The sequence below is a fragment of the Shewanella frigidimarina NCIMB 400 genome, assembly GCF_000014705.1.
GTDB classification, from domain to species: Bacteria; Pseudomonadota; Gammaproteobacteria; order Enterobacterales; family Shewanellaceae; genus Shewanella; species Shewanella frigidimarina.
The window spans coordinates 1848124-1866582 of record NC_008345.1; the positions used below are offsets into that span (position 1 = coordinate 1848124).

9 protein-coding genes, 2 tRNA genes, 3 rRNA genes and 1 pseudogene are annotated in these 18459 nt (G+C 44.2%); 14 read left to right on the plus strand and 1 reads right to left on the minus strand.

What is annotated here, in order from left to right:
- Nucleotides 1–91: 91 nt before the first annotated feature.
- The 14 genes and pseudogenes from gmhB (at nt 92) to SFRI_RS08050 (ending at nt 17968) form a co-directional block, all read left to right on the plus strand.
- On the plus strand, nt 92–652 hold the full coding sequence (gene gmhB, locus SFRI_RS07980) for a D-glycero-beta-D-manno-heptose 1,7-bisphosphate 7-phosphatase (RefSeq protein ID WP_011637023.1): 561 nt from the start codon (nt 92–94) through the stop codon (nt 650–652).
- 767 nt (nt 653–1419) lie between these two features.
- Nucleotides 1420–2962, plus strand: a 16S ribosomal RNA gene (locus SFRI_RS07985).
- Between the two features lie 217 nt (nt 2963–3179).
- A tRNA-Ile gene (locus SFRI_RS07990) sits at nt 3180–3256 on the plus strand.
- A 149-nt stretch (nt 3257–3405) separates the two neighbouring features.
- Nucleotides 3406–3481, plus strand: a tRNA-Ala gene (locus SFRI_RS07995).
- A 342-nt stretch (nt 3482–3823) separates the two neighbouring features.
- A 23S ribosomal RNA gene (locus tag SFRI_RS08000) occupies nt 3824–6728 on the plus strand.
- 206 nt (nt 6729–6934) lie between these two features.
- Nucleotides 6935–7050, plus strand: a 5S ribosomal RNA gene (gene rrf / locus SFRI_RS08005).
- The 16S, 23S and 5S rRNA genes sit together here with 2 tRNA genes alongside, the layout of an rRNA operon.
- A gap of 262 nt (nt 7051–7312) precedes the next feature.
- The gene (locus SFRI_RS08010) at nt 7313–7696 is read left to right on the plus strand and encodes a helix-turn-helix domain-containing protein (protein ID WP_011637024.1); all 384 of its coding nucleotides are present in this window, start codon (nt 7313–7315) and stop codon (nt 7694–7696) included.
- Between the two features lie 177 nt (nt 7697–7873).
- Nucleotides 7874–9418, plus strand: a complete 1545-nt coding sequence (gene istA / locus SFRI_RS08015; RefSeq protein ID WP_041412878.1) for an IS21-like element ISShfr5 family transposase — start codon at nt 7874–7876, stop codon at nt 9416–9418.
- 28 nt (nt 9419–9446) lie between these two features.
- On the plus strand, nt 9447–10205 hold the full coding sequence (gene istB, locus SFRI_RS08020; protein ID WP_011637026.1) for an IS21-like element ISShfr5 family helper ATPase IstB: 759 nt from the start codon (nt 9447–9449) through the stop codon (nt 10203–10205).
- 86 nt (nt 10206–10291) lie between these two features.
- Nucleotides 10292–10979, plus strand: a pseudogene (locus SFRI_RS08025) (IS630-like element ISShfr2 family transposase); the annotation flags it as partial.
- Nucleotides 10980–11078: 99 nt separating this feature from the next.
- Nucleotides 11079–12105 (plus strand): IS630-like element ISShfr2 family transposase gene (locus SFRI_RS21240; RefSeq protein ID WP_086019747.1). Its coding sequence is split into 2 segments (ribosomal slippage): nt 11079–11534 and nt 11536–12105, totalling 1026 coding nucleotides; the frame shifts between segments, so codons are not numbered across the junction.
- Nucleotides 12106–13042: 937 nt separating this feature from the next.
- Nucleotides 13043–14068, plus strand: coding sequence for an HlyD family secretion protein (locus SFRI_RS08040; RefSeq protein ID WP_011637029.1), 1026 nt, complete (start codon nt 13043–13045; stop codon nt 14066–14068).
- Nucleotides 14069–14083: 15 nt separating this feature from the next.
- On the plus strand, nt 14084–16840 hold the full coding sequence (gene rbbA, locus SFRI_RS08045) for a ribosome-associated ATPase/putative transporter RbbA (protein WP_011637030.1): 2757 nt from the start codon (nt 14084–14086) through the stop codon (nt 16838–16840).
- Between the two features lie 3 nt (nt 16841–16843).
- The gene (locus tag SFRI_RS08050) at nt 16844–17968 is read left to right on the plus strand and encodes an ABC transporter permease (RefSeq protein WP_011637031.1); all 1125 of its coding nucleotides are present in this window, start codon (nt 16844–16846) and stop codon (nt 17966–17968) included.
- 89 nt (nt 17969–18057) lie between these two features.
- Here the strand turns inward: SFRI_RS08050 and SFRI_RS08055 are convergent, their stop codons facing one another.
- Entirely contained in the window at nt 18058–18288 is a 231-nt protein-coding gene (locus tag SFRI_RS08055; protein ID WP_011637032.1) for a hypothetical protein, read from the minus strand.
- Nucleotides 18289–18459 lie beyond the last annotated feature (171 nt).

The window sequence follows — 18459 nt, forward strand, 5'->3', positions numbered from 1 at the left end:
TGAACAAATTAACAAAATTATTCAGATTATCTGGCCCAAAATTCATCTCAATGGGATAATCGACACAGTATAGAGTTTAAGGAGTGTTAGGTTGAATAAAGCAGTATTTCTCGATCGTGATGGTGTGATCAATAAAGACAATGGTTATGTTCATACCGTGGACGACTTTGAATATATCGACGGTGTATTTGAAGCGTGTCTCGCATTAAAGCAGATGGGTTACCTATTAATAGTGGTGACCAATCAATCTGGCATTGCTCGTGGTATGTACAGTGAGGATGATTTTCATCATTTAACGGAATGGATGGATTGGAACTTTGCCGATAAAGGTGTCGAACTTGATGGTATCTACTATTGCCCGCATCATCCACAAAAAGGCCTAGGTGAATATAAGCAAGATTGCGATTGCAGAAAGCCCAAACCCGGCATGATGCTAGATGCTGCAGAATTTTTGAAAATTGATATGAGCCAGTCAGTCATGGTGGGCGATAAAGCTGATGATATACGCGCAGCAAAAGCGGCTGGCATTAACACTGCCATTTTGGTTCGTTCAGGTAAAGTAGTAGATGAAGCCGGAATTGAACTTGCGAGTGCAGTTGTTGACAGTATCGCTGATGTTCCGAGTCTGCTAAGTCAATTACTCGCCAAATAATAGAATCGCGAACTCAAAGCTATTATTTCAGCTGTTCATATTTAAGCTTTCACCACTTATATATGAACAGCGATTTTCAATGTAACCATTTACCACGTTTTAGTCTTTCTCTTCCTTTCTATACTAATCAGCTTATTTTTTGCTGATACAAATCCCCTTATCCAAATAAAGATATGTCATCCAATAAGGCTAAATCGTTCGCGCTACTAAATGCGGCTACGGAGTTAACATGAAATTAACGTCGTTTCAGTAATTTTTTAGACTCAACATGCTAAATTACCCGCTTAAACTACTGTGAGCCGCATAATAAGCCTTATATAGGTAACTAATATAAATTTGATGTTCGCTATAGCATGCAAATTTTGCCTATAAAGTCAGCGAAAACATCAATAAACATGGCTTTAAGTTCAAATAGTGTGCAGTTGGGGCGTAATAACCATTAAAACCGTAGAAAGCCCTTGCGCTATAAATTGTTTTCCCTATAATACACCCCACTGACACGGAACGCAGCGTCTAACGCTAGTTACCAAGTCCGCTCTTTAACAATTTATCAAGTAATCTGTGTGGACATTCACAGGTATTGAGTTATTCGAAATTGTCTTCTGTTCTTCGGAATGTTGGCAATCAAAATTTAACTCGATGATGAGAATGTTCATAGTAATATGAAGCTACAGCAATGTAGTTGATAACTCGTTAGCTCTTTGAGCAAAGCGAATTATAACAGTAGAATTCATTGAGCCGTTCGACGTAGTCGAACAAAAAAACTTTAATTGAAGAGTTTGATCATGGCTCAGATTGAACGCTGGCGGCAGGCCTAACACATGCAAGTCGAGCGGTAACACAAGGGAGCTTGCTCCTGAGGTGACGAGCGGCGGACGGGTGAGTAATGCCTAGGGATCTGCCCAGTCGAGGGGGATAACAGTTGGAAACGACTGCTAATACCGCATACGCCCTACGGGGGAAAGGAGGGGACCTTCGGGCCTTCCGCGATTGGATGAACCTAGGTGGGATTAGCTAGTTGGTGAGGTAATGGCTCACCAAGGCGACGATCCCTAGCTGTTCTGAGAGGATGATCAGCCACACTGGGACTGAGACACGGCCCAGACTCCTACGGGAGGCAGCAGTGGGGAATATTGCACAATGGGGGAAACCCTGATGCAGCCATGCCGCGTGTGTGAAGAAGGCCTTCGGGTTGTAAAGCACTTTCAGTAGGGAGGAAAGGTAATAGTTTAATAAACTATTACTGTGACGTTACCTACAGAAGAAGGACCGGCTAACTCCGTGCCAGCAGCCGCGGTAATACGGAGGGTCCGAGCGTTAATCGGAATTACTGGGCGTAAAGCGTGCGCAGGCGGTTTGTTAAGCCAGATGTGAAATCCCCGGGCTCAACCTGGGAATTGCATTTGGAACTGGCGAACTAGAGTCTTGTAGAGGGGGGTAGAATTCCAGGTGTAGCGGTGAAATGCGTAGATATCTGGAGGAATACCGGTGGCGAAGGCGGCCCCCTGGACAAAGACTGACGCTCATGCACGAAAGCGTGGGGAGCAAACAGGATTAGATACCCTGGTAGTCCACGCCGTAAACGATGTCTACTCGGAGTTTGGTGACTTAGTCACTGGGCTCCCAAGCTAACGCATTAAGTAGACCGCCTGGGGAGTACGGCCGCAAGGTTAAAACTCAAATGAATTGACGGGGGCCCGCACAAGCGGTGGAGCATGTGGTTTAATTCGATGCAACGCGAAGAACCTTACCTACTCTTGACATCCACAGAAGAGACCAGAGATGGACTTGTGCCTTCGGGAACTGTGAGACAGGTGCTGCATGGCTGTCGTCAGCTCGTGTTGTGAAATGTTGGGTTAAGTCCCGCAACGAGCGCAACCCCTATCCTTATTTGCCAGCACGTAATGGTGGGAACTCTAGGGAGACTGCCGGTGATAAACCGGAGGAAGGTGGGGACGACGTCAAGTCATCATGGCCCTTACGAGTAGGGCTACACACGTGCTACAATGGCGTATACAGAGGGTTGCAAAGCCGCGAGGTGGAGCTAATCTCACAAAGTACGTCGTAGTCCGGATCGGAGTCTGCAACTCGACTCCGTGAAGTCGGAATCGCTAGTAATCGTGGATCAGAATGCCACGGTGAATACGTTCCCGGGCCTTGTACACACCGCCCGTCACACCATGGGAGTGGGCTGCAAAAGAAGTGGGTAGTTTAACCTTCGGGAGAACGCTCACCACTTTGTGGTTCATGACTGGGGTGAAGTCGTAACAAGGTAGCCCTAGGGGAACCTGGGGCTGGATCACCTCCTTACCTATACGACTAACTCAATACCTAAAGTGCAGAGATGCATGTGAGTGTTCACACAGATTACTTGATAGAAAGAAAGAGAAAGATATCGAAAGGTATTTTTGAGGATTTTGATTCTTAATCAAGGCACTTGATGAGTCTCGCAGGGAGTGTGCTTTTAGCACATGACTGAGAAACAAAGAAAGTAACGCCGAATAAGGATTAAAAGACCAAAAAGAATGGGTCTGTAGCTCAGCTGGTTAGAGCGCACCCCTGATAAGGGTGAGGTCGGTGGTTCAAGTCCACTCTGACCCACCAAATCTTCATTTTATCTGCGTTAATTAAATACTCGTTTAGACTCTTTTAATAAGAGAGGAAACGTCGCATTGAATTAACTTGTTAAAATTTGATTTGGCTTCGCCAATCTTATGATTGGTTACTTGATATTTATTCTCGCTGTATGTAAAGGGGTTATAGCTCAGCTGGGAGAGCGCCTGCCTTGCACGCAGGAGGTCTGCGGTTCGATCCCGCATAGCTCCACCATTACATACAATTGGTAAGAGATGCCAAAGATAAACGAAATTTTATCTTTGGCTTTTTTAAGCCCGCTCTTTAACAATTTGGAAAGCTGATAGTACTAACTAAAGGCGCATAAATGATGATTCGTTGTCGTTTGTGTGATCACGTTAGTGCGAAAAACGTTAATGCGAAAGCATTAACACTTGAGTTCTCAAAACACTGTTTAAGTGTCTTGAATATTCTAAAAAACTAAGGCGAGTCCACTTCCTACCCTGGAGGTGAGACAAGTAAAAACCAGCTGGTCATGATATGACCCAGAGCTTTTCTCTTGTTAATTCAAGGGTGTGAAACTCATTTGGGTTGTATGGTTAAGTGACCAAGCGTATACGGTGGATGCCTTGGCAGTCAGAGGCGATGAAGGACGTAATAACTTGCGAAAAGCGTTGGCGAGCTAGTAATAAGCATTTGAGCTAACGATATCCGAATGGGGAAACCCACATGCATAAGCATGTATCACAACATGAATACATAGTGTTGTGAGGCAAACCCGGGGAACTGAAACATCTAAGTACCCGGAGGAAAAGAAATCAACCGAGATTCCCCTAGTAGCGGCGAGCGAACGGGGATTAGCCCTTAAGTCTATGGGGTGTTAGTGGAATGAGTTGGAAAGCTCAGCGGCACAGGGTGATAGCCCCGTACATGAAAACTAACCATAGATGAAAACGAGTAAGGCGGGACACGTGACATCCTGTTTGAATATGGGGGGACCATCCTCCAAGGCTAAATACTCCTGACTGACCGATAGTGAACCAGTACCGTGAGGGAAAGGCGAAAAGAACCCCTGTGAGGGGAGTGAAATAGAACCTGAAACCGTATACGTACAAGCAGTGGGAGCGGTTCTTGAGACCGTGACTGCGTACCTTTTGTATAATGGGTCAGCGACTTACATTTTGTAGCGAGGTTAAGCGAATAGCGGAGCCGTAGGGAAACCGAGTGTTAACTGCGCGTTTAGTTGCAAGGTGTAGACCCGAAACCGAGTGATCTAGCCATGGGCAGGTTGAAGGTTGAGTAACATCAACTGGAGGACCGAACCGACTTATGTTGAAAAATGAGCGGATGACTTGTGGCTGGGGGTGAAAGGCCAATCAAACTCGGAGATATCTGGTTCTCCTCGAAAGCTATTTAGGTAGCGCCTCGAGCGAATACCATTGGGGGTAGAGCACTGTTAAGGCTAGGGGGTCATCCCGACTTACCAACCCTTTGCAAACTCCGAATACCAATGAGTACTACTCGGGAGACAGACAGCGGGTGCTAACGTCCGTTGTCAAAAGGGAAACAACCCAGACCGTCAGCTAAGGTCCCAAAGTGTATGTTAAGTGGGAAACGATGTGGGAAGGCTTAGACAGCTAGGATGTTGGCTTAGAAGCAGCCATCATTTAAAGAAAGCGTAATAGCTCACTAGTCGAGTCGGCCTGCGCGGAAGATTTAACGGGGCTAAACATACCACCGAAGCTACGGGTGCATTTCATTAGAAGTGCGCGGTAGAGGAGCGTTCTGTAAGCGGTTGAAGGTGAAGGGGTAACCCACACTGGACGTATCAGAAGTGCGAATGCTGACATGAGTAACGATAAAGGGAGTGAAAAACTCCCTCGCCGGAAGACCAAGGGTTCCTGTCCAACGTTAATCGGGGCAGGGTGAGTCGACCCCTAAGGTGAGGCCGAAAGGCGTAATCGATGGGAAACAGATTAATATTTCTGTACTTCCGCTAACTGCGATGGAGAGACGGAGAAGGCTAGGCTAGCGCGGCGTTGGTAGTCCGCGTTTAAGGTGGTAGGTTGATTTCTTAGGCAAATCCGGGAAATCGTACTTTAATGTACAGGCTGAGAGCTGATGACGAGTCACTACGGTGATGAAGTAGTTGATGCCATGCTTCCAGGAAAATCTTCTAAGCTTCAGGTTAGTGGGAATCGTACCCCAAACCGACACAGGTGGTCGGGTAGAGAATACCAAGGCGCTTGAGAGAACTCGGCTGAAGGAACTAGGCAAAATGGTACCGTAACTTCGGGAGAAGGTACGCTGCTGTTGGTGATGGGACTTGCTCCCTAAGCTGACGGCAGTCGCAGATACCAGGTGGCTGCAACTGTTTATCAAAAACACAGCACTGTGCAAAATCGCAAGATGACGTATACGGTGTGACGCCTGCCCGGTGCCGGAAGGTTAATTGATTGGGTTATCTTCGGAGAAGCTCATGATCGAAGCCCCGGTAAACGGCGGCCGTAACTATAACGGTCCTAAGGTAGCGAAATTCCTTGTCGGGTAAGTTCCGACCTGCACGAATGGCGTAATGATGGCCACGCTGTCTCCAGCCGAGACTCAGTGAAGTTGAAATTGCGGTGAAGATGCCGTATACCCGCGGCTAGACGGAAAGACCCCGTGAACCTTTACTATAGCTTGGCACTGAACATTGAACCTACATGTGTAGGATAGGTGGGAGACTTTGAAGCTTGGACGCTAGTCTGAGTGGAGTCAATCTTGAAATACCACCCTTGTAGTTTTGATGTTCTAACTCTGGCCCCTTATCGGGGTTGAGGACAGTGCCTGGTGGGTAGTTTGACTGGGGCGGTCTCCTCCCAAAGAGTAACGGAGGAGCACGAAGGTTGGCTAAGTACGGTCGGACATCGTACGGTTAGTGCAATGGCATAAGCCAGCTTAACTGCGAGACATACACGTCGAGCAGGTACGAAAGTAGGTCATAGTGATCCGGTGGTTCTGAATGGAAGGGCCATCGCTCAACGGATAAAAGGTACTCCGGGGATAACAGGCTGATACCGCCCAAGAGTTCATATCGACGGCGGTGTTTGGCACCTCGATGTCGGCTCATCACATCCTGGGGCTGAAGTCGGTCCCAAGGGTATGGCTGTTCGCCATTTAAAGTGGTACGCGAGCTGGGTTCAGAACGTCGTGAGACAGTTCGGTCCCTATCTGCCGTGGGCGTTGGATGATTGAAGGGAGCTGCTCCTAGTACGAGAGGACCGGAGTGGACGAACCGCTGGTGTTCGGGTTGTCATGCCAATGGCATTGCCCGGTAGCTACGTTCGGAATCGATAACCGCTGAAAGCATCTAAGCGGGAAGCGAGCCCTAAGATGAGTCATCCCTAGAGCTTTAAGCTCTCTAAAGGGCCGTAGGAGACTACTACGTTGATAGGCAAGGTGTGTAAGCGTTGTGAGGCGTTGAGCTAACTTGTACTAATGACCCGTGAGGCTTAACCATACAACCCAGATGGGTTTTACTGATACGACTTAGTATTAGAATGAGGCGCTTAAACAGTGGTCATAAAATGCTCCATGCGTTTATGACATCAAGTACATCCGTGTACTTGTTGAACTCAAGACTCTTGATAAGAGTAAAAGCAATCAGCTTTCCGAATTATTATTTAATGCCTAATGAAGAATTAGTGCGTTAGATAAACAAATTTGTCTGGAAACCATAGAGCTGTGGCACCACCTGATCCCATTCCGAACTCAGAAGTGAAACACAGTATCGCCGATGGTAGTGTGGGGTCTCCCCATGCGAGAGTAGGTCATTTCCAGGCGCCTAATTGACTTGAAAGAGTCGTGAAAAAGCCCGTTATCATGTAGCGGGCTTTTTTACGTCTGTTATTTGTTGAATTACGGTTTGGTTAATATGAGCATAATGCTTGTGTGGACGATATACCCATGCGAGAGAGGCGCCTAATTGACTTGAAAAGAGTCGTGAAACAGCCCGCTATCATGTAGCGGGCTGTTTCACGTCTGTAATACCATTTACATTAAATATGTGATCTAATTGCTCGTCATTTCCTTACTTCAGTATCGATGAATAATCTCAATCTTGCAGCATTAGTTAAATCTGAGAAACGCGCACGTAAACGTATGCGTTATCTCGCCTTACTTCATTTTACCGAAGGTCATTCTCGTACTGCTATAGCCAACATGCTGAAGGTCAGTAGAACCAGTGTAACTACTTGGGTTACTCATTATTTAACTCATGGCATTAGCGGCCTAGATGATAAACATAATCCAGGTAGACCCGCTCAACTATCGGCGAAACAACTGGTAAATCTGAAAGAATTTGTACAACGTCAAAGCTTGTCTGAGAGTGGCGGAAGATTGATGGCAAGAGATGTCAGTCTTTTTATTCAGTCTGAATTTGGGGTGACTGCATATTCTCATGCATCGCGATCACCTAATACCATCTAAGCCGATCACCTAATACCATTCATCGCGATCACTCAATACCATCGATGCCGATCACTTTTCGGTCAAAATAGTATTGAGTGATCGGCTTGAATAGTACCGTTCGTTTTTTGTACTTTTTTGTCTGCCCGTAGGTGTTTTTAACCGTTATTCTTTTCATTTTTGATGATGAGAATGACCATGCCAACGGCACCTATTTCAATGCGTAAACTCAAAGAAATTTTAAGACTAAAATACGGCTGTAAACTCAGTCATCGTCAGATAGCAAAAAGCTTATCTGTTTCACCCTCAATCGTGTCTAAATATGCCTGTAAATCAGCAGAGCTAGACATTACTTGCTGGCCGCTTGATGAGAAGTGGGATGATAACTCTCTACAACAAGCGTTTTTCAAAACAAAGCCTCGTTTAAAAGGCTTTACCATTCCTGACTGGTCGTTAGTTCAACAAGAGCTTCGGCCTAAAACCATGACGTTGTTGCTGCTTTGGGAAGAATACAAAGAGCGGCACGCGGAAGGTTTTTACAGTTACACTCACTTCTGCCGTCAGTACAAGGCATGGCTTAAATGCCAAAAACCCTCGATGCGACAAAACCATAAAGCTGGTGAAAAACTGTTTGTGGATTACTGTGGCCCAACCATGAGTATTGTTGATAGAAGTACAGGCGAATGCCGTACTGCACAAGTATTCGTCGCGGTCATGGGGGCATCAAATTATACCTATGCCGAAGCGACTTACAGCCAGAAACTTGAAGATTGGGTGATGAGTCATGCCCGTTGTTTTGAGTTTCTTGGTGGTGTTCCTGAGCAGATCATTCCTGACAACCTTAAAAGTGCCGTCACCAAACCCTGCCGATATGAGCCTGACTTAAACCCAACCTACCAACAACTAGCGACGCATTACGATACCGTCATTGTGCCTGCAAGACCCTATAAACCAAAGGATAAAGCCAAGGCTGAAGTGGGTGTACAAATTGTTGAACGTTGGATCATGGCACGTCTTCGTAATGAAACCTTTTTTAGCTTGCGTCAATTAAATCTAAAGATTCAAGAATTACTCATCGATTTAAATCAGCGACAAATGAAAAAACATCCTGGCTCACGATTAAGTCAATTTGAAGCCATTGATAAACCAGCGTTAAAACCATTGCCCTTGCAGCCTTACAGCTACACCTTAGTGAAACAAGTGAGAGTACATATTGATTATCATATTGAGATTGAAAAGCACTATTACTCAGTGCCACATACCTTGATCAAGCAAAAACTTGAAGCACATGCCTCAGGAAAATTGGTGACACTCTACCATCAAGGCATACGAGTCGCTGTTCACCCCAGATCATACCGAGAAGGTGCGCATACAACACTTGAGCTACATATGCCTATCGCTCACCAAAAACAACAGCAATGGACACCGCAGCGATTTGAGCGCTGGGCAAGTCAGTTTGGTAAATCAACCGAGCAGTTTGTTATGCAATTGATGCAAGCTAAAAAGCATCCAGAGCAAAGCTACCGTGCTTGTATGGGGTTATTAAGCCTAGGCAAGAAGTTTACAGACCAACGTCTTGAAGCCGCCTGTCATCGCGCATTAGCCACAGGTGTTACTCGCGTAAAACAAGTGAAAACCATCTTAGAAAAAGGCTTGGATAAGCAACCCTTGCCACAAGCTCAGGGTGATTCGCTACAAGATATTGATCATAAAAATATCCGCGGCAATAACTATTACCATTAATAAAAACTAACCAATCAAAGGAAATCTTATGAAAAATATCAATCAACAAGTCAATAACCAGTTAAGTAACTTAAAGCTAAGCGGCATACGTGATGCGCTATTACAGCAACTTGAACAACCTAATCTATACGTAGAACAAAGCTTCGAAGAGCGGCTAAGTTTATTGCTTGAGCATGAAATAACGCAGCGTGACCAGCGTAAAATTGACCGCCTAACTCGACAAGCAAAGTTCAGAGTTGGCGGCACGCTTGCTCAACTCAACTATGGCGCAGCACGACAACTCGATAAAACTCAGATCCGTTCATTAGCACAAGGTGAATGGCTTCGCCTTCACCAAAATATTTTGATTACGGGAGCAACGGGGTGTGGCAAAACTTACCTCGCTTGCGCTCTTGGTCAAAACCACTGCCAACAAGGGAGTAGCGTTTATTATTTTAGGCTCAAGGAGCTATTAGAAAAGATGTTCTTAGCGCAAGCCGATGGTAGTTATCGAAAACTGATCAACAAGCTTAGCTCTGCTAATTTACTGATCTTAGATGATTGGGGATTAGAGCCATTAACGGCTCAACAACGTAGTGATTTATTGGAATTAATTGATGCAAGATATGATACAAAATCGACATTAATTGCCAGTCAATTACCGATCGAAAATTGGTATGAAATGATAGGAGAATCGACACATGCTGATGCGATTCTAGATCGACTTGTTCACGGAGCAATAAAGTTGGAATTAAAAGGCGAATCGATGCGAAAAAAACTAAATACCTTGACTGAAGCCGATCACTGAAGCTAGATTTTACGGAGGTCTACTGGCGAACAAAAAAGTGATCGGCTTGAATGGTATTGACCGATCGGCATCATGGTATTACGCAGGTGACCTTTAAACAGGCAAATATCTACAGATTACTGCATCAATTAGGATTGTCATGGATAACGACCCGTTCTCGACACCCAAAACAATCTCAAGATATTCAGGACGCTTTTAAAAAACTTCCAGCTGTCAACGATCCTTAACACCCCTGGTCATGTGGCGTTAGATCGCATTGATGTTTGGTTTCAAGATGAAGCCAGATTTGGTCAGCAAAATACCACGACCCGCATTTGGGCAACGAAAGGAACCCGACCACGAGCGGTAAGGCAACAACAGTTCGAATCAGCATATTTATATGGTGCGGTGTGTCCTGCAACGGGCACGACAGAGGCTATTATTGCCCCGCATGCCAACAGTGAATATATGTGGGAGCATTTAAAATTAATTTCAGAGGCTACCGAATCGGGTCGCCATGCTTTGGTCATCATGGATGGTGCAGGTTGGCATCAACAAGATCTGACTGAGGACTTTGATAACCTTAGTATCCTTAAGCTTCCGCCCTATTCGCCAGAACTCAACCCTATAGAACAAGTGTGGCAATGGCTTCGTCAGAATGAACTCGCAAATCGTTGCTTTAGTGGATATGACGATATTGTTGAGCAGTGTTCCATTGCATGGAATCGATTTATTGCAGAGCCGGAAAGGGTGATTCAACTATGTTCTAGACGTTGGACAAAATTGACCAATTAATTAATGTAAATGGTATAATTTGTTGAAATTACGGCTTGGTTATACCATTTACATTAAATATGTGATCTAATTGCTCGTCATTTCCTTACTTCAGTATCGATGAATAATCTCAATCTTGCAGCATTAGTTAAATCTGAGAAACGCGCACGTAAACGTATGCGTTATCTCGCCTTACTTCATTTTACCGAAGGTCATTCTCGTACTGCTATAGCCAACATGCTGAAGGTCAGTAGAACCAGTGTAACTACTTGGGTTACTCATTATTTAACTCATGGCATTAGCGGCCTAGATGATAAACATAATCCAGGTAGACCCGCTCAACTATCGGCGAAACAACTGGTAAATCTGAAAGAATTTGTACAACGTCAAAGCTTGTCTGAGAGTGGCGGAAGATTGATGGCAAGAGATGTCAGTCTTTTTATTCAGTCTGAATTTGGGGTGACCTTTAAACAGGCAAATATCTACAGATTACTGCATCAATTAGGATTGTCATGGATAACGACCCGTTCTCGACACCCAAAACAATCTCAAGATATTCAGGACGCTTTTAAAAAACTTCCAGCTGTCAACGATCCTTAACACCCCTGGTCATGTGGCGTTAGATCGCATTGATGTTTGGTTTCAAGATGAAGCTAGATTTGGTCAGCAAAATACCACGACCCGCATTTGGGCAACGAAAGGAACCCGACCACGAGCGGTAAGGCAACAACAGTTCGAATCAGCATATTTATATGGTGCGGTGTGTCCTGCAACAGGCACGACAGAGGCTATTATTGCCCCGCATGCCAACAGTGAATATATGTGGGAGCATTTAAAATTAATTTCAGAGGCTACCGAATCGGGTCGCCATGCTTTGGTCATCATGGATGGTGCAGGTTGGCATCAACAAGATCTGACTGAGGACTTTGATAACCTTAGTATCCTTAAGCTTCCGCCCTATTCGCCAGAACTCAACCCTATAGAACAAGTGTGGCAATGGCTTCGTCAGAATGAACTCGCAAATCGTTGCTTTAGTGGATATGACGATATTGTTGAGCAGTGTTCCATTGCATGGAATCGATTTATTGCAGAGCCGGAAAGGGTGATTCAACTATGTTCTAGACGGTGGACAAAATTGACCAATTAATTAATGTAAATGGTATTAATATGAGCATAATGCTTGTGTGGACGATATGCCCATGCGAAATAAGTCATTTTCAGGCGCCTAATTGACTTGAAAGAGTCGTGAAACAGCCCGCTATTATGTAGTGGGCTTTTTTACGTCTGTAATTTGTTGAAATTACGGTTTGGTTAATATGAGCATAATGCTTGTGTGGGCGATATGCCCATGCGAAGTAGGTCATTTTCAGGTGCCTAATTGACTTAAAAGAGTCCCGAAACAGCTCGCTATGATATAGCGGGCTTTTTGTGTCCGTAACTTAGGCAATGTTTATAAAATTGACAATGTGAAGATATAGCTAAGTTTTCAATTATTGGTATTTGACATATTAATAAGCAAAATTGATTAATTAAGTTGAAGATAACGGTACGATTTGATGGGTTTAATATTTGTTCAATATCACCGACTTATTAGCCAATAATGAGGCATAGATCAAAGTTTACTTCAGTTTGTTGTTACAAAATAAATTTAAGTTCTCGATCTTATTTATTATTTTGGTTGAATTAGACGTTGTTCAGAGTGAAGCATTGAGCCATTCAATAACGACTTAGGGATTATGCGAGAAGAATAAACATATCAACAAATGATATCCGAATTTAACGGTTACAGAACATTTTGCCACCATCGCCCAGATGAATTTTCCGTTTATGCGATGCTAGATCAATTTTGCAAGGCTGTTATATCTGTTCATTTTATATATGACACGCTTATGCATATCTAGGCTGCCTAGCCGATGATTTAATGCTTAACAGTACCAATGAAAACATTAAATAGGCATGTAATAACCATAGTTGATCGTACATCAGTTTGAAATAGTTAAAGGCCTTTGGTTTAAGCATCATGCAATGCCAATCTCCAGTTTTGAAACGATACTTATTGTGAAATAAAGAAGGACTTTTAGACAATGAATAACACTATTAAGAAACTAATATATGGTGGCGTTTTAATAATTGTCATCGCAGGGGCTTGGGCTGTATGGCAGTATTTTCAAGCACAACCATTGGGTGCTGGTTTCGCCTCAGGTAACGGAAGGATTGAAGCTGTACAGGTTGATATATCAACAAAAATTGCAGGTCGAGTCGATACAATTATGGCGCAGGAGGGCGATCTAGTTCAGGCAGAACAGATTGTCGCAAAAATCAATACAGATCAACTGCGAGCTCAGTTAATCGGCGCAGAAGCAAACGTTGCCAGTGCAGAAAGCCAAGTCGCATCCGCTTTGGCAGCCATAGAGCAGGCAAAGGCGGAACAATTACTGGCTGAACAAGAGTTGCATCGGGCACGCGAGTTGGTAAAAAATAATCACATCAGTAAGGAAACCTATGATACACGAGTAAGTCAGGTAGCCGTTGCCAAAGCCGCCCTTGAGGCTGCTAAAGCTGGACTAGTATACCGAGAACGTATGGTCGATGCTGTGAAGGCTAGCACTACAGAGATCCAGACTCAAATCGACGATTGTGTTCTCAAATCACCGGTTATTGGCAGAGTTATTTATCGACTTGCCGAACCCGGTGAAGTGCTAGGAAGTGGCGGTAAAGTGCTAACCGTTGTGAACCTCGCCGATGTCTATATGGAGGTCTTTCTTCCGTCAGCTCAGGCTAATAGCATTGCTATCGGCGCAGAGGCTCGAATTAAGCTGGATATCTTAGATTTCGCTATTCCTGCGTCTGTCAGTTTTGTGTCACCGGAATCCCAATTCACACCAAAACAAGTTGAAACACTCAGTGAACGCGAAAAACTCATGTTTCGTGCCAAAGTACGAATACCGCAAAATTTAGTCCAGAGCCATATTGATGATGTAAAGACAGGGGTTCGCGGGGTTGCTTACATTCGTCTGACCACAAAATCCGGAGAAAAACCTGCTCCGTGGCCGGACTTTCTTCAGAAATTACCACCGCAAGCCGAACCCGTCTCAGTCAATAATAACTAATGTGGGTGCAGTACCATGGACCAACAAAATTATCCTATCGTCTGCATTAAGGGTGTTACGCATACCTATAAGAAAGTGAATGCTATCGAAGATGTGTCATTAACCATTCCATCTGGGATGATGGTTGGCTTACTCGGTCCTGATGGTGTTGGTAAGTCGACGCTATTGGCCCTTATTTCGGGTGTTCGCAAGTTACAGCATGGCAGTCTTGAGGTGCTTGGTGGTGACATGGCTTCGGCCCGCCACCGCTCCGAAGTTGGCCCTCGGATTGCCTACATGCCCCAAGGTCTGGGTAAAAACCTTTATAGCGAGCTTAGTGTTGCCGAAAACCTGGACTTCTTTGGAAAGTTATTTGGTCAGGGGGTCTCTGAGCGTAAAGCTCGAATCGATCGTTTGACTAAAGCAACAGGGCTTCACTCTTTTCTATCAAGGCCAGCGGGCAAGTTATCTGGTGGCATGAAACAAAAACTTGGGCTCTGCTGTTCGCTTATACATGATCCAGATCTGTTGATATTGGATGAGCCGACGACTGGTGTCGACCCATTGTCAAGGCGACAATTTTGGCAATTAATCAACGCTATTCGCAGCGAAAGACCCAGCATGAGTGTGATAGTGTCCACTGCGTACATGGACGAAGCAGAAGACTTTGACTGGCTGGTTGCAATAGATGCTGGACATATCTTGGACACAGGTACTCCAGCAGAGCTAAAAGCCAAAACTAACACCAGTAATTTAGAAAAGACGTTTGTGCGCTTACTACCGGAAGGGAAGCGGGGAAGTGGTAAAGAGCTTGTTATCCCTCCATTTGAAAAGACTGCTGGCACACCTGCTATCATAGCGAAAGGGTTGACTCGATGCTTCGGTGATTTTACCGCTGTGAACGACGTTAGTTTTGAAATTCAAGCTGGCGAGATTTTTGGTTTTCTCGGTTCTAATGGTTGTGGCAAGACCACCACAATGAAAATGCTGACGGGTTTGCTGCCAGCTTCTGAAGGTGAGGCTTTTTTATTCGGAAAGTTAGTTGATGCGAACAATCTAGAAATGCGCAAGCGTGTCGGATTTATGTCACAAGCTTTTTCGCTGTATGGCGAACTAACGGTGATGCAGAATTTAACCTTGCATGCTCGCTTATTTCATCTGTCACCGTCAAAAACAACAGAGCGGATAAATACGCTGGTTGACCGTTTTGGTCTGCGCAAACAAATAGATGATCTAGCTTCATCGCTGCCACTTGGCATCCGTCAGCGGCTTTCGCTCGCGGTTGCGGTGATCCATGAGCCCGAAATGCTCATTCTTGACGAGCCTACTTCAGGTGTTGATCCTGTCGCCCGTGACGAATTTTGGGAGCTGCTTGTTGAATTGTCACGTCGAGATAAAGTGACCATATTTATTTCTACCCATTTTATGAATGAGGCTTTACGTTGCGATCGCATTTCGCTCATGCACGCTGGTGAAGTACTTGTTTATGATGAACCGCAACATCTAGTAGAAGCCAAAGGTGCAGCCTCGCTCGAGGAAGCATTTATCAATTACCTGAAAGAGGCCATTGGAACGACTGCCGAAGAATCAACCGATTTGGCTTCCGTGCAGCCAGACGATTCATCAACGTTAATAAGTTCACCTTCAACCACATTAAAACGCCACTATTTTAGCTTGAATAGGTTATTGGCATACAGCTATCTTGAAATGATGGCGGTAATGCGTGACAGGATACGTTTGGCATTTGCCTTTTTTGGCAGTGTGATCTTATTAATTGTTATTGCTTACGGTATATCGCTAGATATAGAGGATCTCACTTTTGCCGTGCTGGATCTGGATCGTACTCCAGAGAGCCGCCAATATTTAAGTAACTTTCAAGGGTCACACTATTTTATTGAGAGACCAGAACTGCAAAGTAAAGATGAACTTGAATGGCGTCTTAAGTCTAACGATATAACCTTAGCGATAGAGATCCCTCCGGGCTTTGGCCGTGATTTAAAAACGGGCCAAACGCCTAGTATTTCTGCTTGGATTGATGGTGCTAATACCACCAGAGCAAGCACTATAGAAGGATATGTCACTGGTGGCCATATACGCTATCTTACCGAGTTAGCAACAAATGCAGGTATCGACGCAAGAGCTCTATATAAAGTAGATCTACAGTCTCGATATCGTTATAACCCATCATTTGAGAGCATATTTTCGATTGGGCCGAAAACGCCTGCCTTGCTGTTGCTCTTTTTCCCCGCAATCTTGATGGCGGTGAGTATCTCGCGTGAGAAGGAGGTTGGCACTATCACCAACTTTTACGTCACGCCAACAAACAAACTTGAATTTCTGATAGGCAAACAGCTGCCTTATATTGGCATTGGCATGGCTAACTTTTTTATTCTGACATTCTTAGTGGTATTTTTGCTACAAGTACCGCTAAAAGGTAGCCTGCTGGGCTTAACTGTGGGAGCTTTCTTTTACGTTTGCGCTTCAACGGGTATTGGGTTAATTGTTTCCGCGTTAACTAAGACACAGGTTACCGCTGTTTTTGCGACTACAATTGTGTCTTTATTACCCACAGCACTTTTCTCCGGGTTAGTTCAGCCAACATCAACGTTAGAAGGCGGGGGATATCTTATCGGTATGGCGTGGCCCGCAACCTATTACATGCATTTGAGTGTCGCTGCATTTACCAAAGGATTGGATTTCTTTGCCCTAGCAGGGGATTTAATGATGCTATCCATTTATGGTCCGCTCTTTGTCGTTTTCGCTGCAGTATGTTTGACAAAACAAGAGGCATAATTGATGAAAACCTGGAGTAACATTTTTTGGCTCGGTACTAAAGAGTTACGCAGCGTTCTTGGTGACGTTGTTATGGTAATGCTAATTATTTTCCTCTTTAGTGCCCAGATTTATTCACGGTCAACAGCCATCAGCGAGTCGGTTAATAACGCTTCGATTGCTATTGTCGATGAAGACCACTCTACGCTTTCTCGTAGCATTGCCAATGCTTTTTACCCGCCTTATTTTAACCTTGCAGAGCAAATCTCTGCTACTGAGATTGACCAAGTTATGGATCAAGATCGTTTCATGTTTGTGGTCTCCATTCCACCAAGGTTTGAAGCAGATGTTCGTGATGGACGCTTGCCGAGTGTACAGATAGATGTTGATGCTACCGCAGTGACTCAAGCGAGTCTAGGTAACCACTATATTCAAAATATTATAACTAACGAGGTGAATTTTTTTGTTAATCGTTCAAACGAAACAACAATCTATCCAGTGGCTTTAGTTCAACGCCGAGCCTTTAACCCAAATGGTACAATGACCTGGTTTAGTTCGATTGGTGCACTGCTCGATAACGTAACCTTGCTGGCCATTATACTGACTGGCGCTGCGTTATTGCGTGAGCGTGAACATGGTACCATTGAGCACTTGCTTGTTATGCCACTGACTTCGTTTCAAATTATCATGTCGAAGGTATGGGCTAACGGATTAATTGTTTTAGTAGCTTTCTCGTTATCATTGTTCTTTATGGTTGAGACCTTGTTAGATGTACCCATTGCAGGATCTCGATGGTTACTACTTGGCGGAACGACCATTTATTTATTTGCAGCAGCAGCCATCGGTATTTTTCTCGGTACAATTGCCCGTACGATGGCACAATTTGCACTACTGTTGATGATAGTGATAATACCCATGATGTTACTCTCTGGTGGGATCACTCCGATTGAGAGCCAGCCAGCTATTATTCAACCATTTACATGGCTTTTCCCTTCGCGGCACTTTATGGCTTTTTCTCAGGCCGTTGTTTTTCGGGGTGCTGATATCAGCATAGTGTGGCCAGAATTACTCAATATCATTGGTCTAGGGGCTATCTTTTTTGCTTTCAGCCTTGCGCTTTTCCGTCGGTCAATTGCCGTTAGTAAGTAGTTTATATTCTTACTTTTCATATTATGGGTTTAATGCCTTTAAACCACAAAGCCACCAATTACGGTGGCTTTGTTATGTAGAGCACTTGATTATGCGTTATTTATTTTTTGCTTTAGGTCATAAGCATCGTCGGTAACAACACGTTCAAGTACTTCAATTCGTTGACGCAGGGCGTTAATTTCATCATGCAGTGCTTTATTGTTAGTTGCTTGTTCTGCCGTCGTATGTGATTGCCGTTGCTTGAGCTTCATTATAGTGACAATAAAGCTGCCTAAAATGGCCAGAATAGGAATTAATAATGCCAATGTTGGTGGGTTCATAATGCGTCCTTAATTGTTTTTATTTATTGTCTATTATTGTGACGTTTTCAAGCAGAATTACTAGTGACAAAAGTCATCATTGTGAAATGAACACCAACTTATTCATTATGGTATAAATTAATTATTATTTTACCTATTGATTATAAAGTCTATTTTTTTATTTTCGATTAT

Bases quoted from the DNA above. Each gene is read 5' to 3' on its own strand.
- SFRI_RS08010 (WP_011637024.1), top strand. From the start codon at position 7,313: ATGAATAATCTCAATCTTGCAGCATTAGTTAAATCTGAGAAACGCGCA.
- istA (WP_041412878.1), top strand. From the start codon at position 7,874: ATGCCAACGGCACCTATTTCAATGCGTAAACTCAAAGAAATTTTAAGA.
- istB (WP_011637026.1), top strand. From the start codon at position 9,447: ATGAAAAATATCAATCAACAAGTCAATAACCAGTTAAGTAACTTAAAG.
- SFRI_RS08040 (WP_011637029.1), top strand. From the start codon at position 13,043: ATGAATAACACTATTAAGAAACTAATATATGGTGGCGTTTTAATAATT.
- rbbA (WP_011637030.1), top strand. From the start codon at position 14,084: ATGGACCAACAAAATTATCCTATCGTCTGCATTAAGGGTGTTACGCAT.
- SFRI_RS08050 (WP_011637031.1), top strand. From the start codon at position 16,844: ATGAAAACCTGGAGTAACATTTTTTGGCTCGGTACTAAAGAGTTACGC.
- SFRI_RS08055 (WP_011637032.1), bottom strand. From the start codon at position 18,288: ATGAACCCACCAACATTGGCATTATTAATTCCTATTCTGGCCATTTTA.